Here is a 20575-nt window from a genome sequence, read left to right on the forward strand (position 1 = left end):
CGGGCCACGACGTCCGCCCGGTCCGGTCACAGCGCTTGCACCTGGCGTGGACGAGTCCCCAACTCCCTTTCCCTGAAAGAGAGTTGCCACATCATCGAATGTGATCCACGTCACCATGCAGTCGCGCGTGAAGTGGTCCATGGCGCGGGCCAGGCCTGGCATGCTCATGCATGGCTACTGGGAAGTAGCTTCCATGTGCGCGCTGTCATGAGGACAGCTGTGCCGTCCGGCCAACCCCCACCACCAGGTGCCACCTCACGACGCGCGCCTGCTCCCTGCATGTCGTCATGGCGCCCACTCCAACACGCTCTGCCATCCCTTCCTGAAGCGCACCCTCCTGATCACCCCTCCCGAGGACTCACGCGTGCACAAGCTCAGAAGACATGCCCTGATATCGGCACTCTCGACGATCACCGTCGCGACCCTGCTGGCCACCGGCTGCTCCACCCACTCCCCCGCAACCGCCGACAAGGCAGCCGCCTCGACGGCCGAGACCCCCGCGCCCGGCGCGGCCGAGGAACACCTCGCGGTCGCCTCCGCCCCGACCGGCGGCGCCACCCCCACCGCGGTGGCCGACACGAACACCGTCGGCCAGGGCAAGGCAAAGAAATCCGCCCTGAAGGTCGCCTCCTACGACAAGAAGAGCGGCCGGGCCGTCATAGCGGCACCGCCGTCCGGCTCCCGCGCCGAACCGTCGGCTACCCCGTCAGAGACGACCAGCCCCGCTCCGGACGACACCGCCACGCCCCAGGGCACAAGCTCCGGAGCCGTGAAGCCCAAGGCCGCCGTGGCCGTCGGCGACGTCATCGCCAGCGCCCCGGCCCCCGGCGCCCCCGACGGCGTGCTGGCCAAGGTGACGGAGATCGTCGACACCGCGGCGGACGGCGGTACGACGGTCGAGACGGAACCCGCCAAGCTCAACTCCGTCCTGGGCAAGAGCGAAGCGGACGGTACGGTCCCCGTCGACCCGTCCACCCTGAAGGTCGACCCGCTCGTCCAGGGCGTGAAGGTCTCCTGGGCCAAAACCGGCGACCTCAGCTTCGGCCCCGAGGGTGCGAAGCTCCCGCTCGGCAGCCTGCGCATCGACGTGGGCGCCGCCGTGGAGACCGCGCCGGGCGCCCCCGCTTCGGCCGCCGCGTCGGTCGAGGGCTTCGTCCAGCTCGCCCCCGAGGTCGCCTTCTCGTACGACGGCTCCGGCACCGGCTCCTCGCCCGGCGGCGCGTTCCTGGGCCTGACCGGCGAGTGGGCCTCCCAGTGGCAGCTGAAGAGCCGCGCGGCCGGGGCGACCAACGGCACGCCGATCCGCATTCCCTTCGCCGCACTGCACGCCGACCCCGTGATCCAGGTCGGCCCGGTCCCGATCGTCGTCAACCTCGACCTCGTCTGCTACTTCCAGGTGGACGCCGACGGCCGCCTCACCGTCGACGTCGAACAGGACCTCAAGGGCGACTTCCGCGTCGGCGGCAACTTCACCTGGGCCAAGGGCTGGACCGGCGTCAGCGAGTCCCACATGACCGGCGAACCCTTGAAGACGACGGTCACCGCCACCGGCGACGTCAAAGCCGCGATGGGCGCCGAAGCGACGGTCGGCCTCTACGGCATGGTGGGTGTCACCGCCGACATGGCCCCGTACCTGCGCGCCGAAGCCGACGCGACTGCCGGGGGCTCTGCGGACGGTGCAGGCTCCGCCTCCGGCTCCTGGGCCCTGTACGGCGGCATAGACCTCACCGGCACACTGAATCTCCAGCTCTCCATATTCGGCACACCCATCTTCCAGACGAAGATCCCCCTCGGCGCCCTGCACAAGGAGTGGCTGCTGACGAAGGGCAAAGCACACACGTAGTGAGCCCTCCGAGACGGCCGTGCCGGAGATCCTGCCCGGCACGGCCGAGGGCAAGGCGCCCGGCTACCGGCTTCGGCCGGAGAAGCGACGCCGTGCACCTCGGCCGCCTCGCGAGCCACGGCCACACCGACGCGGTGCCCGAGGGCGCGTCGCCCGATCACTTCCACCCCCTCGCCGCACTGCACCGCCTCACCGCACTGCACCGTCCCGCCGGCTGACCGGCAGGCCCCAAGCCCGCCCACGGCCCGAGAGATCTTGGGGAACCCCAGCACCGCGCCGCGACGCCGCCGTGCCCAAGCGGTGACAACACCCCGACCACGCGCCGCTCGACGACCAACGACGTCTCAACACCCCCACCGAAACAGCCGGGTTAGTCTGCGGCAATGGAGATCGTCGAGCGGTCGGCCGCCGTCGGCGTGGGGCAGTGAACGGCTTCGCGGGGCAGGTGTGGGTCCTCTTCCTCGTCGCGGCGGTCTGCGCGTTGGTCTTGGTCCATCTGCTGGCCGTGCGCAGGACCGCCGGTTCCTCCCTCGCGGGAGCCGTCGTGCTCACGCTGGCCGTCGCCGCGATCCCCGCCGTACGCGGTGAACCGCCGCACTATGTGGCGGGGGTCGCGCTGACGGCCGGTGGGGTGGTGGCGGTCGTCTGGGCGACGGGCCGCTCACGCCGGCACCGGTCGGCCCGCCGGTCCGCGCTGGCGGACTACGAGGCCGGCACGGCGGCGGTCCCGCTGTTCGCGGCGCTGGCCGAACGGGACCGGCTGGCAGCGGAGTTGCACGACGTGGCCGCGCACCGGCTGACCGGCATCGTGGTGGCCGCGGGCGCCGCGCTCAGGCTCGCCGACCGGGAACGGACCGGTGACGCACTGCGCCACGCCGACGAGGCGGGCCGGGAAGCAGTCCGCGAACTGGAGCGCCTCACCGAACTGGACGCGACCGCGGCCGGCTTCACCGAGGTCGACGCGCTGGCCGCCGCGCACTCGGTGGACTACGGGCGCACGGTCGACACAGCGCCGGCGGGCAGTACGGACGCGGCGTACCGGGTCGTCCGGGAGGCGTTGACCAACGCGGCCCGGTACGCCGAGGGCGCGACGGTGCGCGTCCGGATCGAGCCGACGGACGGCAGGGACGAGCCCGTACGGGCCGACGACGATCACCTGTTCGTCGTCACCGTCACGGACGACGGCGGCAGAGCCGTCGAGCCGGGCCTCGGGACCGGGCGGGGTCTCGCGGGGCTGGCGGCCACGGTCACCGCGAGGGGTGGGACGTTCCGCGCGGGACCTCATGGTGAGAGAGCGGGCTGGCGTGTACGGGCCGCGCTGCCCGCGGCGACGGTTCCTCCCCTCCGCCGGTGGCCCCTGTGGCGTGGGACGGCCGCGCTCGACTACGCGCTGGTGGCCCTGGCGATCGCGCTGTCGCTCGGTGCGAGCCTCCTGACGGCCGAGGCCCCCTTCGGCGGCCCGCTGCCCGCGCTGGTGACCGTCGTGCTGTCGGGCCTGCACGCCGTGCCGCTGGCCTGGCGCTCACGGGCGCCCGGCCGCGCACTCGCGGCGGTGCTGTCGGCGCTGCTGCTGTGGTGGGCCTGCGACCGGACGGGCTGGACCCAGCCGCCGGTGAGCGACATCTTCCTGGTGTACGGGTGGGTCGAGCTGACGCTCGTCCACAGCGTCGGAGTACGTCTGCCGTGGCGCCGGGGCCTGTTCGCGCCGCTCGCCGTGGCCGCCGTGGGCGGGCTCGCGCTGGCCAGCGGCAGCGGCATCACCGGCAGCCGTACGGCGGGCTGGGCCGTACTGGCGGGCGTGCTGGCCCTCCCCGCCCTCGCCGTCTGGTCGTGGGGGCGCCGGACCGCCCGGCGGCATGAGCGGCTGCGGGCCGCCGACGCCCGGCGGCGGGTCCTGCTCGACGGGGACGCCGACGCGGCGGTGTCCGCGCAGCGTCTGCTGTTCGCCACCGGGCTGCGGGACACGGCGCTCCGGCACGCGCGGGCGGTCGTCGCCGCGGCGGAGGACGGGGACCTGCGGGGCGTGCGGGAAGAGGCCCGCGCCGGACTGACCGCTCTGCGTGACCTGTTGGCCGGGCTGCGCGCGGGGGACACCGCCGACGACGCCCCTCCGCCCACCGTCTCCGGGATCACCGCGCTGGCCGCGCGCTACGGCGCCGTCGTCCGGTACGTCGGAGCACGCCGTCCGCTGCCCGCCGCCGTGGAGGTCTTCGCGTACCGGACCGCCTCCGCGCTCATGGCCGTAGGAGTCACCATCACCGTGCGCACGCTCCCCGACGGCGTGGAGGTCTCCGGCCCGGCACCCGCCGTTCCCCTGGTGGAGCGGCGGCTGCACGCCCTCGCGGACGCCGCCGGCGGTACCCTCTCGACGACCGACCGCGGTGCGGTACGCGTATGGCTCCCGGAGGCGTTCCCATGGCGATCAGAGTGACCGTCGCGGACGACCAGGCCGTCGTACGGGCCGGGATCGCGGCCATCCTCGACGCGGAACCCGACCTGTGCGTCGTCGGGCAGGCGGCGGACGGCGACACGGCGGTCGAACTCGCCCTGTCGGCGCGGCCGGACGTCGCGCTGATGGATGTCCGCATGCCGGGGATCGGCGGTCTCGCGGCGACCGCCGCGATCACCGAACGCAGCCCCGCGACCCGTGTTCTGGTGCTCACCACCTTCGGGCTCGACGAGTACCTGTTCGCCGCGCTGCGCGCCGGGGCCGCCGGTTTCCTGCTCAAGGACGCCGAGCCGGAGCGGGTGATCGACGCGGTACGGGTGGTCCACGGGGGCGCCGCGCTGCTCGATCCCGCGGTGACCCGCAGGCTGTTCGACCGGTTCACGGACGGGCCCGATCCGCTCGACTCGGCCCGGCTCGACCTGCTCACCCCGCGCGAGACGGAGGTGCTGCGGCAGGTCGCGCGGGGACTGTCCAACGCGGAGATCGCAGCGGTGCTGGGGGTGAGTGCGCCCACCGTGAAGGACCACGTCTCCGTCCTCCTCGGCAAGCTCGGCGTACGCGACCGGGTGCAGGCGACGATCGCCGCGTACGAGACGGGGCTGATCCGCCCCGGCAGCAAGCCGTGAGTGGGCACCCCGCCGTGAGGTGGGGGTGACACCCCGCCGCGGGGCGGCCCTCACACGCGGCGAAACCGTCCCTCAGCCGGACGGATCGCCCGCGTCGGCTTCCTAGCCTCGAAGGCATGTCACGCATACTTCTCCGCCGGGTCGCCGGCGGTGTCCTGCTGTTCCTGGCGCTCTCGCTGACCCCGGCCGTAGCGGTGGCCGGTTTCCTCGCCGCGGCGTTCGTCACCGCGAGCGTGCCGGTCCTGGTCGTCGTCGGTCTGGTCTGCGGCGCTCTGACCGGCGGACTGCTGGGCCGGGCGGGGTTCGCCCTGTTCGGTCTCGACCGCCGCCCGGCCCTGCGGGCGTCCGCGCTCCTCACGGTCGGTCTGACCGCGGCCGTCGCCGTCCTCGCTGCCGTCACCGTCCTGCGTCCGATGCCCACCACGACGGCCGCCCCCGCCCCGCCCGGCGTGCGGTTCTGGAATCTGCCGACCGGTTCACGCATCGCCTACGTCCACGCCCCCGCGACAGGCGGGGCCAGACCGACCCCGGTGATCTTCCTGCACGGCGGTCCCGGCACCCCCGGTGAGGGCGTCCCCACCGGGGGCCGTGAACTCGCGGCGGACGGCTTCGACGTCTACTCCTACGACCAGTTGGGCGCCGGCCGCTCCACCCGGCTGCGAGACGTCACCGGATACACCGTCGCCCGCCAGGTCGCCGACCTGGAGGCGATCCGGCGCACACTCGGCGCCGACCGGATCATCCTCGTCGGCCAGTCCTGGGGCGGATCACTCACCGCCCAGTACCTGGCCACCCACGGCGAGCACGTCGCCAAAGCGGTCTTCACCTCACCGGGCGCGCTGTGGGGCCGTCAGTACCCCGGCTCCGAGGCCGGGGAACCCTGGCAGCGCCTCTCCCCCACGCAGAAGGCCCGGCTCGACCGACTGGACAGCGCGCCCCGCATCATCGCGGCGAGCCTGCTCCTCCAGATCAACCCCGGCGCCGCACACGCACTGGTCGGCGACCGCGAGGTAGACCACTGGATGCACGAAGTCGCCCTCCAGGGAAAGGACAGCACCTCGTGCAAGGACGCTCCGCCCGCCAAAGCACACGACAACCCTCAGGGCTTCTACAGCAACCAGCTGACCGTCAAGGACTTCGAGCAGCTTCCCGACCCTCGGCCCCGTCTCCGCACCCAGCGCGTCCCCTCCCTGATCATGCGAGGGGAGTGCGACTTCATCAAGCCCGCCGTGACCGCCGAGTACCAACACACCCTCACGGGCTCCGAGTTGGTGACCGTCAAGGGAGCCGGACACTCCATCTCGGGCGAACAGCCCGGCCGCTACACCGCACTGCTGCGGGCCTTCCTCCTGGACCAACGGCTGCCGGCGGGTACCGGCTGAGTCCGGAGCGGGCGCTCGAGTCGGGGGGAGCTTCGTGCGGGCCGTCGGCGCCTGTCGGTCCCCAGGATCTGCCGGGGTCCTGGAGTTCGAAGAGCGCGGGCAGGCAGGGCTTTGAGCGCCTCGGCGCGGGCCGCGGTCGCCCAGTACGAGCGCATCCGCCGGATGCTGGACTCATCGGGGGCAGGCGCGCGGGATCCACCGTATGCAGTGCACGGCGATGGGGGCGGCCTGGCGATGTGCCCGCCGCCGTTCAGTCCCCGGTGCTGATCAGACCGCTCTCGTAGGCGAAGATCACCGCGTGGATACGGTCGCGGAGACCGAGTTTGGTCAGGATGCGGCCGAGGTGGGTCTTGACGGTCGTTTCTCCGACGAAGAGACGCGCGGCGATCTCACGATTGGTCAACCCCCGCGCGACCAGGGCAAGGACTTCCTGTTCCCGCTCGGTGAGCGCGGCCAGACGGCTGCGCTGGGCGGGCACGGACGCGGGGGTCTGCAGGACGAAGCGGTCGACCAGGCGCCGGGTGAGTGACGGCGCCACCATGACGTCGCCCCGCAGCACCGCCCGGACGGTCACCAGGATCTCCTCGGCGGGGGCGTCCTTGACGAGGAAACCGTTCGCGCCGGCACGCAGGGCGGCGTAGGCGTACTCGTCAAGGTCGAAGGTCGTGACGACGAGGATCCTCGGTCCATGGGGCTGTGCACAGAGGTGTTCGGTCGCGGCGAGCCCGTCCAGGCCGGGCATGCGTACGTCCATCAGGACGAGGTCCGGCTCCAGGGCGGCCACGCCCGCGATCGCCGCATCCCCGTCGGCGGCCTCGCCCACCACGGTGAGGTCGGGCTGGCTGTCGACGACCATGCGCAGTCCCATCCGGATCAGCTCCTGGTCGTCGCAGATCAGCACCCGTGACGAAGGCGGAGCGGGAGCCGGGGCCGGGGTCGCGTCGGTCATGGGGCCACCGGGGCGGACTCGGGTTCGGTGGGGCGAAGGGTCGCGGTGACCTGGTAGCCGCCGCCGGGTGCGGGCCCGGCGGCGACGCTCCCTCCGTACAGGGCGGTTCGCTCGCGCATGCCGGTGAGCCCGTGACCGGAGAGGAGCAGCGGAGTGGGGTGCTCGGGGGCTGCTTTCCTTCCGGCTCCGGCCGAGTTCTCCACCCGGACGCGGACCAGCCGGCCCGGCCCCTGGGTGCCGGTGTCGACCCGTACGCGGATCGTGGCGTCCGGTGGCGCGTGCTTGACGACGTTGGTCAGCGCCTCCTGCACGATGCGGTAGGTCTGCGTGGTGAGATCCGCCGGAAGGTCACCACACTCTCCGCGAAGGTCCAGCCGGGCGCGCGTGCCGCTCGTGTTGAGGCGGCCCACCAGCCGCCGAAGATCGGCCGAGAGGGACTCGCCGGCACCACCGTTTCCGGGGCCGGGGCCGGGTCCGGGGTCGCCGGCTGGGCCGTCCGTGCCGGGGGTGCGCAGCACCTCAAGCAGCCGACGCAGTTCGTCCAAGGCCTCACGGCCGGTCGAGCTGATGACGCCGAGAGTGCGGTCGACGACCGTGGGGTCGGCGTGCCGCATCAGCCTGCCACCCTCGGCGTTCAGCACCATCACGCTCACGCTGTGCGCGAGGACGTCGTGGATCTCGCGGGCGATGCGGGCCCGCTCCTCGGCGACGGCGACCCGGGCCAGGGCGACGCGCTCCGACTGGGCGAGCGCGGCCCGTTGCTCGAACTCGGCGATGTAGGCGCGGCGGGCACGGACGTACTCGCCGAACATCCAGCCCCCGGCCAGCAGGAGCCCCACGGCGAGCGGGGTGAGCCAGGCACCGCGGGCGCCCGGACCCCCGTAGTCCCGTTGCCAGGCGGGAACCCACAGCACAACGCAGCCTGCGGCACAGACCACCGTCGCCGCTGCGGCCCTACGCAGGCCGCGCACCGTGAGGGTGGCCAGGACCGCGGCCAGGGCGACGGCGCCGCGTCCCGGTTCCTGGCCCCACACCTGGCCGAGGTACTGCGCCCAGAACGCGGCCGTCACCAGGGCCGCGACGAGGACCGGCCGGCGGCGGCGCCACAGCAGGGGCAGCACCAGCGCGGCGTAGACCCCCGCCTGTACCCAGACCGGTTGCCAGCCCGGCTGCGGGCGGATCACCGGGGGCACGGCCACCAGCACGAGCAGCAGGACGTCGGTCAGCCACGGATGTTCGCGCCGCAGGCGGGGCAGGGTCTCCATCAACCGTTGCACCGCCTCACGCTACGGCCGGGACCCGCTCCCCGGCATCGTCCTGGAGGGCGTCACCGGGTCCTCCCGCAGTCGTACGGACAGCGGCCGGGGATACGACGTGCGGCCACCCGGGGCACTTCCACCATGGCCGCCATGTCGATCACCACCGAGTTCCTCAGACGGCCCCTCATGACCGGTGCCGTGGCGGCCAGTTCACGGCGGCTGGCGTACGCGATGACCGAGGGCATCGGCCTGGAGGGAGCCCGGCTCGTCGCCGAACTCGGTCCGGGGACCGGGGTGTTCACCGACGCGATCCTGGCCCGGCTCGCACCCGAGGCACGGCTCGTCGCCGTCGAGCTCAACCCGGTGCTCGCGGCCCGGCTGTCGGTCACCCGGCGCGACAGCCGACTGACCGTGGTCCACGGCTCGGCCGCCGACCTGGCCGCCGCGGTGGGCGGACCCGTCGACGCGGTGGTCTCCGGGCTGCCGTGGACGGTCATGCCTCACGACCGGCGTGGGCACATCCTGGACGCCGTGACCGAAGTCCTGGCACCCGGCGGCCAGTTCACCACCTTCGCCTATCTGCACGCCGCCTGGACTCCGCCCGCGCGCCGATTCACCGCCGAACTTGCCTGCCGCTTCGGCCGGCTGGAGCGTTCGAAGGCGGTGTGGGCGAACCTCCCGCCCGCCTTCGTGCACCGGGCCGCCCAGAGGACATGACGGCCAGGAGCACCACGAAAGCGAGGTCCGCGGCGGCAGGACCGGCTGAAGGGGGAACGCCGGGGGCGGCAGCGACGGTCGGCCGCCGGATGAAGCCGGCGCATGCGCGAGAGATACCCATCTCAGCGGCGACGTGGGCAATGGGACGTGTCCGGCACCGCTTCACGAGCCGCCCACGGCCCTCGATACTCAGGGGCGCATGCGCGTGGGGCACTCGTCGCCCTCTCGACGTCGGACGAGGGCAGGCGCGCCACCCATCGTGCGCGCCTGCCGCATTGCGGCCTTTCAGCCCTGCGGTGCGACGCGGATACGGTTCCCGTCCGGGTCGGCGGCGAGGAAGGTCAGCCCGAACCCAGCATCATGAGGCTCGCGCAGGATCATGACCCCCTTGGAGTTCCATTGTTCAAAGATCGCGTTGACCTCGTCGGATCCACCGTCGACGGCCAGGCACACCTCACTGGTGCGCGGGACGTCCGGTGACAGATCCTCCAACTGGCCGGACCACACACCGAGGTCAGCGCCCGGCCCGAGGTCGAAGGTGATGTATCCCGACGTCTCGAACGAGGGGCTCATGCCGAGGAGGTCGCCGTAGAAACGAGCTGCGGTGGGAGCGTCGTTCACGTAGACGATGGACACGACAGATGTGGTCATGGCTGTTCTTTCTCGCAGGTGACAGGTACGCATCCACCAGCCTGACCAGGATATGCGCCGCATCATGGCGCAATTCCAGAAAGAATTGGTGTGTGACCCCGGACCGCTTCTTCACCCTGATGCTGCTCCTCGATTCGAGGGAAGCCGTGACCACACAGGAACTCGCCTCGGCGCTCGGGGTGTCCCTTCGAACCGTCACCCGAGATCTGAACTGGCTCCGCGACGCCGGTCTGCCGGTGACCGCACACCGGGGCCGCCTCGGAGGCGTGACCATGCTGCCCGGATCCGGAGTCGACCTCACGCGACTCACACCGGGCGAGCGTGATCATCTGTCGCTCACCGGGCTGGATGAGAAGCAACGTGCGGAGCTCAACGCCTCGGTCGAAAGCCGGCGCGCTCTCGCCAAGATCGCCGCTGCACAGCCACGTCGAGATCATGAGCTCCTGCCGCTCACCGACGTGGTGCACGTTGACAGCCGCCCCTGGCGTCAGGCACGAGCTTCCGGCACGACTCCGGCTTCGCTGATCGGCGCAGTGCGGCGAGGGCGCCGGCTACGGATCGAGTACGACAGCCCACGCGAGCCATGTCCACGCGACCTGGTCGTGGATCCCTACGGGCTGCTCGCCAAGGCCGGCACCTGGTACCTCGTCGCCGACTGTGCCCGAGTGCCACGGATGTACCGACTCGAACGGATCACGACGTGGAAAGAAGTCGACCAGCCACGACGGATCCGCGAGAGCCAGACCCTGGCCACCGTCACCGCAGCGCTCATGGATCGGTGGGAACACAACCACGCGACAGAGGTCAGCGCCACCATCGACCGGAGCCAGCTCGAGCGGGCGCAACGGATCTTCGGCCTACGGCTCGTCCGGGACGACCATGAAGAATCCGCCACCGGCCACAAGGTGACAATCAGCTTCCTGCATTTGGAGGACGTGCGAGCACTGCTGCCGTTCGGGAGCGCCATCACTGTGCACGGCCCCACCGAAGCCAGGGCTCACCTTCGCGACCTCGCCACCGATCTTGCCCATCACTATGCGCCGTCACCAACGTCCTGATCCGCACCATCTGGTCACCGAGGAGCCGCTCCCACAGCCGCCTCTGCTGCCGGCGCCCGTCGAGAAAGATCGAGGAGTGCGCGACGCCGTACGGGCTGAACCCGTTGAGGCGCAGTACCCGCTGCGCCGGCAGACTCTCCGGATCGGTGAACGCCTCGGCGCGGTGCAACCCGAGGGTGGAAGAGACGGCCTGCCTGCGCAACGGTCCTCGGGCGGCCGTCCGCTACGCCCGTCGATCGGTCTCACACGACCCGGCTTCGCAGCGTCGCACCGCCTTCGTGATCTGGACTCCAGCCAGGAGCAGTGCCGACTGTGCGAGGCCACCGGCATCGAGACAACCACGGCTGCCACCGCACCGAAGCCGGGAGCCATACGTGACCTCACGGCGCAGGGCACCGCACTGCACCTTGGACTGCGAGGGCCGTCCTTCCGTGCGGCGATCCGGTACAGCCGCGTGGAGCTCTCGGAGGAACCTGCGCAGATAAGAACGGCATCCCGACCTACAGAGGGGACGCGACCGATCACGCGGTCCACAGACGGACCACACCGTCAGCGAGTTGCAGGAACTGCCGGGCGTCCGGGTGGTGGTGTGTGGGAAAGACGCCGGGAACCGCGCCCAGGAGCTTTCCCTCGACCGGGTCCCATATCGACAGACCGATGTCGCCGTGACTGAACAGGCGGGTGCCATCGCTGAAGAAAGGGCCGGTGGGACCCTCGAACGACAGAAGTTCCACGGCCATTGCGTCGCGACCCGTTCGACTCGTGTCGAAGATCCTTGCTCCGGGCCGCATGTGGAGGCCGTCATCGCCGATTCCCTCTACGGCCAACCGCACAGAGTCGATCCAGGTCATGGCGTGATCCCAGTAGTACGCCCGGCTGCACACGTCGACTCGGCTCGGACCGTCCTCGGACTCCCACACGTTGCCCTGGGTCCATGGGTCAAGGTCCCACACAATGGGGGCGCCGATGGGATGCCAAATCCAGCCGTCGTCCAGGATCCGCCTGCCGTCGGGGCTTACAGACAGTGCGCCGTGGAAGTAGTCGAGGTAATGCTCCGGCGGGGCATCTTCGGCTGCGGGCTCAGGGGACGGCCGGTCAGTCAGCAGCATGCCCGTTCGGGCGTCCGACACGTCCAGGCGGTTCCAGTCCGTGCGGTGGATCACGACGCAACGCCCACGGCTGTGGCCGAACTCCAGTGAGAACGGCACGGTCTCTTCGTGATAGCCCTGGTTGTCCAGGGCCAGCGTGACCTCGCCGGTCCGCAGGTCGATCACCTCACCGAACCGACCGTAGTCGTTGACCACCGCGGCGAACATGCCGTCGTGGGAGGCGTGCAGCCGCCGGCGAAGCAGACGGCCGTTCCATGGCTCGTGGTCGGGTTCCGCCGGAACGGTTGTCGCCCCGGCAACCTCGTGATCACCAGTTGCTGCGTCCCACCGGCTGATCGCCCCGTCCTCGTCCAGGACCAGCCACAAGGGTCGCTCGCCATGGTGCGCCGGGGCCAGATCCACGACTGCTCCCAGGCCCGGCGGCACCGCCAACTCACGGATTGCGTCGTAGCCACCGGTCACCGCTGCCCCCATCCCCGAAACCGAGCCGACAGCGTATCCGGGTCGCACGGTGCGGATGGCCGTGTTCAGGCCACCTGCGCCGGCCGACCGCTGCTCGATCCGCCATGGGCCGGCAACGCGGCTCCATCACGCCCAGGGCATACCGAGAAGCGTGATCCCGATCGCGCGCAGCAGATTCCAGCGAGCGGTGGAATCGCCGGCGTCCACGGGAAGTGCGAGTCCGCGCGGGGGTGCTCACGGGCTGAGGTGAAGAGACTTTGCCCAGGTCGTGGAGTTGTTTCGGGCCCGGCGGGGGGCTTTTGGAACAACTGCGGCCGGCAAAGGATCAGGTCTGTTCCCGCAGTCCCCGCCTCCAAGGAGCTCTCCAATGCTGACCTGGGTTTCCAGACGCCCGCTAGGACGGGTGCCGATACGAACGCTGCTCATCGCGGTCCTGGTCGCTGCAGTGATCACCACCGTCATGGATTTCACAGCGCCCTCGCGCATGGCAGCGGCACCCCGGGTGTCGGTCTCGCAGATCTGTGACGACTCGGTCAACGCGATCGAGGCCGCCTACGGCAAGCAGGCCCGCCCCACGACGAACGGGCCGGTCGTCGTGTCCGCCGCGTCCTACACGCTGACCGGCCGGCAGGCGGAGGTCGTCACCGCGAAGAAGAAGGAGGCCACCGCCGGCTGCGCGAGCAAGCTGCACAAGGCGGCGCAGGCCGGCTGGTCCTACATCTCCGCCCGGGGGGTGGAGATCGCCGTGGACGCGGCGATCACCATCCTCGCCTCCACGCTGATCTGCTCGCTCACCGGTCCGGTCGGCTGCAAGTGGGGCGTGCGCTTCGCCTCGTTCGTCGGCGGGTTCACCGGCGCCCTGGCCTTCCAGTACCTCACCGACGGCTACCTCGACTGGAAGAGCGTCGGCGGTGCCTTCTTCGACGCGACGGCCTCCATGCTCGCCTTCTCCGGCCTCGACAAGCTGGACGAGGCCTACGTCGGCAGAGGTGTCCGGGCGACCTTCAAGAGCATCGGCCCGGCCCTGAAGTCCGTCGGCAAGCGTATCGGCAGCGTGGGCCCGACCATGGTGGGCAGCATCAACAACGCCGCGGAGTACATCCTCACGCACACCACGGCGTGGGCCTTCCCCACGGCCTACACCGGGGGCGGCTCCATCGAGCCCGCCATCGCCGAGAAGCGGGGCCAGCCGATCGCCGGCGGCGTGCAGTTCCGCATCCCCGCCCATGCTGCCGGAAGCGATGTGCACGACGACCTGTACTCCGGCAGTTACAACAGCCCGTACTACAACTGGGACGTCGCCGAGACCCCGCACACCAACAGTGACGGCGCCATCGGCTATCTGATCGGCCAGGGCAGCAAATGCCTGACCAACACCAGCTACAACGTCGCCCTCACTCCGTGCAACTACAGCGACTCCCGCCAGTGGTGGTTCGCCGACGGCGACGAGCTCATGGCCTCCAACGGCAAGTGCCTCGACGAGGACGCCACCCACGTGCAGCGGTGGGCGGTCTCCTGCGACGGACTCACCTACGCGGCCAACCCGGAGAACAAGGACGACCAGTTCCTGATCACTCCTCCCGGCGGCACCTACATCCCCGACACCGTCGCCCACTGGAGGAGCCACATCTCCGTCTACGAGCACGCGTGAGACGTCGGTTCCTCTGATCTGCTGACGGCCGGGCCGGTGATCCATGTCACCGGCCCGGCCGTTGCGTGTGCCCGGCCGGCTCAGTCATAGTGCGGGAACCGTGCGGCTTTTTGCCGCTTTCTGATGTTTCCTGTTTGTTTCGGAGAGCTGGATTGGGTCGTCCTGAACGCCCGGTGGACCCTGCCGCCGGTCCGACACAGCGGTTCGCACACGAGTTGCGTGAGCTGCGGCAGAGCGCGGGCAGCCCCTCGTACCGCGTGATGGCACAGCGAACGGGCGCGTCGGTGACGACGCTGGCACGAGCGGCGGCCGGAGAACGGCTGCCGTCGTCGGCGGTGGTGCGGGCATACGCGCAGGCCTGCGATGCCGACCCGGCCGAGTGGGAACTGCGCTGGAAAACCGCGACGGAGGAGGTCGCCGCCGAGGAGACGGCCGCCCGCGACAACGCGGAGGCCGACGGCGCCGAGAAGTCGCCGTACCGGGGGCTGGCCCGCTTCGAACCGGGCGACCGGGCCCTGTTCTTCGGCCGCGGGCGCCTGGTGAGCGACCTGCTCGACCTCGTGAGCGAGCGCCGGTTCGGAGCGGTGTTCGGACCCTCCGGAAGCGGCAAGTCCTCCCTGCTGCGGGCGGGACTCGTCCCGGCCGCCCAGGAGACCGCACGGCGTACGGGCCGCCCGGTGGCGCTGCGCATCCTCACGCCCGGGGAGCGCCCGGCGGCCACGTACGGCCACCTGCTGGCACCGCGGGACGGCGACCCGGACAGCTGGGTGATCGTCGACCAGTTCGAGGAGGTCTTCACCCTCTGCCGGGACCGCGCCGAACGCAGCCGTTTCATCGACCTGCTCCTCACCGCCAGGGACCCTGCCTCCCGGCTGAGCGTGGTGATCGCGATGCGTGCCGACTTCTACGGCCGGTGCGCCGAGGTGCCCGAACTTGCCGACGCGCTGCGGCACAGCAGCCTTTTGGTGGGGCCGATGAGCCCGTCCGAGCTACGGGAGGCAGTCACCGGGCCTGCCGCCGCGGCCGGTCTGGTCGTCGAGCGGGAGCTGACCGCCAGGATCGTGGAGGAGGTGGTCGACCAGCCCGGCGGGCTGCCCATGCTCTCCCACGCCCTGCTGGAGACCTGGCGACGACGGCGGGGCCGCATCCTGACACTCGCCGGGTACGAGGAGGTCGGCGGCGTCCACGGCGCCATCGCCGCCAGCGCGGAACGGATGTACGGCGCGCTGACACCGGCCCAGGCTCGCACCACCCGTCGGCTTCTCCTGCGATTGGTCGTCCCCGGTGAGGGCACCCCGGACACCCGGCGCTCGGCCACCCGTGCCGAGTTGGACCAGTGGTCCGACCCCGAACTTCCCACGGTCGTGGAACGGCTGGCCGCAGCACGGCTGCTCTGCCTCGACGGCTCGGCGGTGGACCTGGCGCACGAGGCGCTGATCAGCTGCTGGCCGCGGCTGAGCGGCTGGATCGACGAGGACCGTGAACGGCTGCGCCGCCACCGCGACCTCACGGATGCCACCCGCACCTGGCACGAACTCGGCCACGACCACGGAGCCCTCTACCGGGGAGCCCGCCTGGACCGCGCAGTCGAACTCTTCCCAGGACAGGGGCAGGCACGAGGGCAGGAACAGCCACAGCACGACGACCTCACGCCCGCCGAACGGGCGTTCCTGACGACAGCCCTGGACGTCCGGGACCAGGAACACCGGTCGGCGGCCCGCACGAGGAAACGGACCCGCCGGCTGTTCGCGGCACTCTCCGCCCTGCTGGCTGTGGCACTGGTGACCGGCCTGGTCGCCTGGCGGCAGCACGGCACCGAGGTGCGGGACAGCGAGGACACCGCAGCCCGCCGGGTCGCCGAGACGGCCCTGACGATGCACACCACCGACCCGCGTACCGCCATGCTGCTCAGCGTGGCCGCCTGGCGGATCGCCGCCCTCCCGGAGACCCGAGCCGCGCTACTCGGGGCCATGACGATGCCCGAGGACGATGTCTACACCGATCCCGGGCCGGGTGCCGACGCACGCTTCCTCACCGACTCCGGCCGTGTCCTGCTCAGCGCCACCGGCCGTACGTGGCACACCTGGGACACGGTCACGCACCGGAAGATCGACTCCGGGCGGTTGCCGTCGAGTCCGGCCCTGGCGAGCAGCCCGGACGGCCGCGTCCTCGCCCTCGACCTGCCGGACGGCGCCGGCTGGCGGCTGTGGGACCTGCCGGCGGGCCACTGGACCGGAGGACCACATCCCGTGCCGGACCGGTACCTGCCCTCCTTCGCGAGCGACCCGCACACCTACCTCGCGAGTGAAATCGACGAACCGCGGCTCGACCTGCGCTCGGTGACAGACGGCCATGTCCTCCTCCACGCGCAGACCCCCAGCGACGCCGGCATCGCCGAAACCCCCGACGGCCGACTGGTCGCCGTCTGCCCCGTCAGCGGCCCGCTCCAAATCCTGGACACAGGCCGCCGAAGCGACCTCACGGGCGGCTGGACGGGCGCCGGTGAGAACCACTGCGGCGACGCCAACTCACTCCTTGCGTTCGACTCGGCAGGCGACCGGCTCGCAGTGGTCTCCCGTACCGGCATACGGGTCTGGGACACCGCCTCCGGACGGCTCATCGCCGACATCTCCTCCGCCGACGCCTCCTCCGCCTCCTTCAGCCAGGACGGAAAGTTCCTGGCCACCACGGACTCCAGCCGGCTGGCGGTGTGGCGGCTGTCCGCACCGGACTCGCCCGTCTTCCGTCACGACCTCAACGGCCGCCAGCCATCCAGCGCCCTCGCCTGGGACCCCGCCAAGCCGGTCCTGCGCTACCTCGAAGCAGGCTCGGTGCACGCCCTGGACCTGGGGGCGGCCGTCACCCCCGCCTGGCACGGCAACCCCCTGAACAACGCGCTGCTGAGCCCGGACGGCCATACCCTCGCCACCGCCGAACAGTCCGACGGGGGCTATGTCTTCCGGCTGCGGACGACCAGCGACGGACGTCTGCTCCGCACCCTCCCGACCGTGCCGCTCCCCACCCCCGCCGACAGCAGCGGCCCGATCATCACGGACTACGCCCAGACCCTGATGGCCTTCGCCCCGGACGGCACCACCTTCGCCTACGGGATCTCCGCACCGGGACGCGTGACGACCCGCCAGCTCGTCCGAATCCGGGACCTGTCCGGCGACCGCACACGGACCACGCTGGACCTCGCCGCATCCGCCCCCGACACAGCGGTGGACGCGATGGCCCTGGGCCCAGGAGCACGCACCCTGGTAGCCGTCCGACCCCAGACCACCGACGAGAACGCCGAAGTCTGGAACACCGAACGACACCGCCGGACGTCAGTACTGCACGACCTGCACAACACCACACTGGCTCTGCGCCCCGACGGCCGCCTGCTCGTCGTCGGCAACAACGTCACCGCCCTGCCCACCGGCCCGAGCAGAGAGCAAGCGCTGAGCCGGGGCGACGAAGTGGAGGCGCTGGCCTTCACCACGGACGGCTCCCGGGCCGCGGCCGGTGACGCCTCCGGCCGCGTCACCCTCTGGGACGCCGGTCTCAGCCATCGGCTCGCCGTCCTGCCGAACACCTTCCCCGCCCCCCTGGCGGGCGGCACCCCGGAGACCGTCAGCGCCCTGGCCTTCAGCCCCGACGGCAACACCCTCGCGGTGGCCGGCGACCTTGGCTCGCTCCAACTCTGGGACACCGCGAGCCACCAGGCCCTCAGCACCGTCACCACCCCCGGCGAGGGCATCACCGCCCTCGCCTTCAACCCCGACGGCAGCGCCCTGTACAGCGCCGGCACTCACGTACCCCTGCGGACGTACCCCGTCACCCCGTCCTACGCGGTCGCGCAAATCTGCGCGCGCACCGCAGGCAGCCTCTCCCCCACCCAATGGCACACCCTCATCCCCGATGCCGGCTACCGCAGCGTGTGCCCGAGGGACAACGCACCGGACGAGGGCCACTCCCCGGGCCGAACCCAGGCCGCCCACGCGGGTGGGGCGTCGTCGCCAAGACGGGCGTCCGCCGGTGCGTATCCGGGTGGCGCACGGCTCGACGTTGCGGCCTTGCGGACCATGAGCGGCAAGCTCAGGAGATTGCGATCCTGACCACCTGCGCCACGTGGTCCGAGAGAAAGGTCGAGCCCGCCGCCGGCACCGCAACCGGCTCCGTGAAGAGCCGGTCGATTCCGATGACCGGACAGCGACCGGGGTCACCGTGGACGAGCAGATAGTCGACCCGGTAGGCCGTCGCACCGGCAGGCAGCAGCTCGGCGTGGAAGGTCGGCAGGTCCGCCGCGGCGAAGGGGTCCCGCCACATGTCGGCGTCCATCATCGCCTCGTACAGGGCGGACCCGCTCGGCAGATTGAAGTCACCGCCGGCGATCACCAGCTCCGTGTCATCACCTCGCGCTTCGTCCAGTACCTGTCGCACCCTCCTCAACTGCCCCGCCTGCAGGGCCTCGTGCCGGTTGCCCGTCGACCAGTCCCCGTCCCGGTTCGCGGTCAGATGCACATTGCCCACCACCGTCCGGTGGCCGGACACTCCAAAGGTCAGTACCCCCTGGAGACGGCTGCTGAGCGCCAGCGCGCTGCGAAACAACCAGCTTCCCGTCGACGGTCGGGTACCACGGAACGAGTGGTACCGGGCCGCCGTCAGGGGCGTCCTGGAAAAGGAGGCCAGCCCTCCGGCCGGCTGACCGAGCATTCCCGTGCCGCGGGCGACGAACGGGAAGGACGGCAGGTGCCGACCCAGGAGCCTCAACAGCCCTGGTGTCCACACCTCCTGGAAATTCACGACGTCCACGTCCGCCTGCTCCAGGCGGCGACAGAACTCGACCGCCCGCTGCCTCACCGGCGGAAGCGGATTGGACAGTCCGCAACAGACGTTCAAGGAAGCCACGCCGATACTCCTGACGCCGGCCTTCATCAACTGTCCCCCCGCACCAGCAGCGGTTCGCCGTGGATCCGGCGACTGCGCAGCACCCGCACCAAAGAGCCCTCCCCGTGGTATGCCCCCAGACTGCCGAAGACGCCGTATCCGCAGAACGCCGGGCCGGCCTCCAATTCACCTTGATGTCCTCCTTCTCCCTCGCGCCGCACGCTCCGCCGTGGGGGTCGGCCCGGAATTGAGGGCAGCACCCAGGACCAGGCTGCCGCAATCCCTGGATCGCCGGCATCAGGGAAACCACGCAAAGGCACACCTGGCCGACGGGGCCCCGACCCAGGGGGAGTTGACGCGAACGTGTTCTCGCATCGGGGAGCTGTCAGGACGTCACACGGGAGCAGGCCCCAGTGCCGTCGAAGCGGCGGAGAGCCTCGCGCAGGGCGGTGCCGTCCTTTGCGAGTTCGGCGTTCCGCACAAGGCCGGGCGGACGCGTCGCGGGCTTACAACTCCTGGCGGTCGGACGGGTTCACCGCTCTCGGTGATGCCGTTCGGCTGCATGGCCCGGTTCTTGCTTCTCAGCCCAGTTGCTCGGCCAGTCCGACGATGATGCCTTCCGGGCCGCGGACGTAGCAGAGCAGATAGCTGTCCTCGAACCGGGCGATCTCACCGACGAGTTCGGCACCGTGAGGGCGCAGGCGGGCAACGGTGTCCTCGATGTCGTCGACGGCGAACATGACGCGGTGCGTGCCCACAATGTTGTGCGGCTTGTTGCGCGGCCCGGCACTGATCACCGCGGGACTGCGGTACTTCGCCAGCTCGAGGCGGCTGTGACCGTCCGGGGTCCGGACCATCGCGATGTCGCAGCGGACGCCGTCGAGGCCGGTGCACTGGTCGGCGACGAGGCCCTCGACCTGGGCCCTGCCTTCCAGCTCCATACCGAGTTCCACGAAGAACCCGATGGCGGCATCCAGGTCCTCGACGACGATGCCGACATTGTCCATCCGCTGAATCGCCATGCTGGCTTCTCCTTCTTCCTCGTGCGGCCGGTGGTGGCCGCTGATGTCCCTGGGACGGAGCCGGTGACACGTTCTCGACATCCGCGGACCGTTGAACTCAAAGAACGGCTCGCGCCTCGCCGTAGCCACAGCGGACCCGCACGGTACGCGCCGGCACCGACGGTGAGTGCGGCACATACGACCGCTCCCGCCAAGACGATCAGCCGCAGTGTGCCGTACCCGCTTTCCATGTTTCCTCGACGATGCACAGCGTGCGCGCTTGATCATCGCGCCTCCCCCGTTGCTTCACGGTGCCGGGCCACTCTCGGCGGGTGCTGTTCCCCGTGCCGCGCTCACTTTCGCCGCACCCGTCCGCCCTCAGCGATCCGCCGTCTGGTCCTCCTCGCCCCCGCACCAGTCGTCGCCTGGCCCCTCGGCGCCACGGCACGACCACCGCTCACGTGGACGAGTTGCTCCGACGTGCCTGGGTGAGTGATGAGAGATCTGCGCAGGCATCATGGAGGCCGACCTTGAAGGAGCGACTCT

General features: G+C 71.0%; 15 protein-coding genes. 9 read left to right on the plus strand and 6 right to left on the minus strand.

What is annotated here, in order from left to right; translation table 11 throughout:
• Positions 1-364 precede the first annotated feature (364 nt).
• The 5 genes from OHT57_RS02415 to OHT57_RS02435 all read left to right on the plus strand — a co-directional run bounded on the left by OHT57_RS02415 (position 365) and on the right by OHT57_RS02435 (position 6300).
• Positions 365-1843: a hypothetical protein gene (locus OHT57_RS02415; protein WP_328744162.1), complete on the plus strand. Its 1479-nt coding sequence runs from the start codon at positions 365-367 to the stop codon at positions 1841-1843.
• A 92-nt stretch (positions 1844-1935) separates the two neighbouring features.
• Positions 1936-2061, plus strand: coding sequence for a hypothetical protein (locus tag OHT57_RS02420; protein WP_328744163.1), 126 nt, complete (start codon positions 1936-1938; stop codon positions 2059-2061).
• A 206-nt stretch (positions 2062-2267) separates the two neighbouring features.
• Positions 2268-4274: an ATP-binding protein gene (locus OHT57_RS02425; RefSeq protein ID WP_328744164.1), complete on the plus strand. Its 2007-nt coding sequence runs from the start codon at positions 2268-2270 to the stop codon at positions 4272-4274.
• The gene (locus tag OHT57_RS02430; protein WP_328744165.1) at positions 4259-4918 is read left to right on the plus strand and encodes a response regulator transcription factor; all 660 of its coding nucleotides are present in this window, start codon (positions 4259-4261) and stop codon (positions 4916-4918) included. The genes OHT57_RS02425 and OHT57_RS02430 overlap by 16 nt, the downstream gene beginning before the upstream one ends.
• Before the next feature lie 116 nt (positions 4919-5034).
• On the plus strand, positions 5035-6300 hold the full coding sequence (locus OHT57_RS02435) for an alpha/beta fold hydrolase (RefSeq protein WP_328744166.1): 1266 nt from the start codon (positions 5035-5037) through the stop codon (positions 6298-6300).
• A 250-nt stretch (positions 6301-6550) separates the two neighbouring features.
• On the opposite strand, the gene OHT57_RS02440 is transcribed toward OHT57_RS02435, so the two are convergent.
• Positions 6551-7249, minus strand: coding sequence for a response regulator transcription factor (locus OHT57_RS02440; RefSeq protein ID WP_328744167.1), 699 nt, complete (start codon positions 7247-7249; stop codon positions 6551-6553).
• Entirely contained in the window at positions 7246-8526 is a 1281-nt protein-coding gene (locus tag OHT57_RS02445; RefSeq protein WP_328744168.1) for a sensor histidine kinase, read from the minus strand. Before OHT57_RS02445 ends, OHT57_RS02440 begins: the two co-directional genes overlap by 4 nt.
• A 132-nt stretch (positions 8527-8658) precedes the next feature.
• Here OHT57_RS02445 and OHT57_RS02450 point away from each other — a divergent pair, with 132 nt between their 5' ends.
• Positions 8659-9225, plus strand: coding sequence for a class I SAM-dependent methyltransferase (locus OHT57_RS02450; protein WP_328744169.1), 567 nt, complete (start codon positions 8659-8661; stop codon positions 9223-9225).
• Positions 9226-9510: 285 nt separating this feature from the next.
• On the opposite strand, the gene OHT57_RS02460 is transcribed toward OHT57_RS02450, so the two are convergent.
• Positions 9511-9876: a VOC family protein gene (locus OHT57_RS02460; protein ID WP_328744170.1), complete on the minus strand. Its 366-nt coding sequence runs from the start codon at positions 9874-9876 to the stop codon at positions 9511-9513.
• Positions 9877-9968: 92 nt separating this feature from the next.
• Between OHT57_RS02460 and OHT57_RS02465 the strand changes: the two genes are divergently transcribed.
• Positions 9969-10934 carry a helix-turn-helix transcriptional regulator gene (locus OHT57_RS02465; protein WP_328744171.1) on the plus strand — a complete coding sequence of 322 codons (966 nt, stop codon included), beginning with the start codon at positions 9969-9971 and terminating at the stop codon, positions 10932-10934.
• A 521-nt stretch (positions 10935-11455) separates the two neighbouring features.
• Here the strand turns inward: OHT57_RS02465 and OHT57_RS02470 are convergent.
• Positions 11456-12250 (minus strand): hypothetical protein, encoded by a 795-nt coding sequence (locus OHT57_RS02470; protein ID WP_328744172.1) that lies wholly within the window; start codon positions 12248-12250, stop codon positions 11456-11458.
• A 658-nt stretch (positions 12251-12908) separates the two neighbouring features.
• On the opposite strand from OHT57_RS02470, the gene OHT57_RS02475 reads away from it, so the two are divergent.
• Positions 12909-14156 (plus strand): hypothetical protein, encoded by a 1248-nt coding sequence (locus OHT57_RS02475; RefSeq protein ID WP_328744173.1) that lies wholly within the window; start codon positions 12909-12911, stop codon positions 14154-14156.
• A 173-nt stretch (positions 14157-14329) separates the two neighbouring features.
• Complete coding sequence (locus tag OHT57_RS02480) at positions 14330-18256, plus strand: nSTAND1 domain-containing NTPase (protein ID WP_328744175.1); 3927 nt, start codon at positions 14330-14332, stop codon at positions 18254-18256.
• Here OHT57_RS02480 and OHT57_RS02485 read toward each other — a convergent pair.
• A complete protein-coding gene (locus tag OHT57_RS02485) occupies positions 18237-19049 on the minus strand; it encodes an endonuclease/exonuclease/phosphatase family protein (RefSeq protein ID WP_328744176.1) in 813 nt (270 codons plus the stop codon). The two genes, OHT57_RS02480 and OHT57_RS02485, sit on opposite strands and share 20 nt — an antisense overlap.
• Before the next feature lie 560 nt (positions 19050-19609).
• A complete protein-coding gene (locus tag OHT57_RS02490) occupies positions 19610-20050 on the minus strand; it encodes a VOC family protein (RefSeq protein ID WP_328744177.1) in 441 nt (146 codons plus the stop codon).
• Between the last annotated feature and the right edge of the window lie 525 nt (positions 20051-20575).

This window comes from Streptomyces sp. NBC_00285 (assembly GCF_036174265.1).
GTDB lineage: Bacteria > Actinomycetota > Actinomycetes > Streptomycetales > Streptomycetaceae > Streptomyces.

What these genes read in the sequence shown, in the direction of transcription:
- OHT57_RS02435 (WP_328744166.1), top strand. Translation starts at nt 5,035, where the DNA reads ATGTCACGCATACTTCTCCGCCGGGTCGCCGGCGGTGTCCTGCTGTTC.
- OHT57_RS02490 (WP_328744177.1), bottom strand. Translation starts at nt 20,050, where the DNA reads ATGGCGATTCAGCGGATGGACAATGTCGGCATCGTCGTCGAGGACCTG.
- OHT57_RS02450 (WP_328744169.1), top strand. Translation starts at nt 8,659, where the DNA reads ATGTCGATCACCACCGAGTTCCTCAGACGGCCCCTCATGACCGGTGCC.
- OHT57_RS02460 (WP_328744170.1), bottom strand. Translation starts at nt 9,876, where the DNA reads ATGACCACATCTGTCGTGTCCATCGTCTACGTGAACGACGCTCCCACC.
- OHT57_RS02440 (WP_328744167.1), bottom strand. Translation starts at nt 7,249, where the DNA reads ATGACCGACGCGACCCCGGCCCCGGCTCCCGCTCCGCCTTCGTCACGG.
- OHT57_RS02430 (WP_328744165.1), top strand. Translation starts at nt 4,259, where the DNA reads ATGGCGATCAGAGTGACCGTCGCGGACGACCAGGCCGTCGTACGGGCC.
- OHT57_RS02470 (WP_328744172.1), bottom strand. Translation starts at nt 12,250, where the DNA reads ATGTTCGCCGCGGTGGTCAACGACTACGGTCGGTTCGGTGAGGTGATC.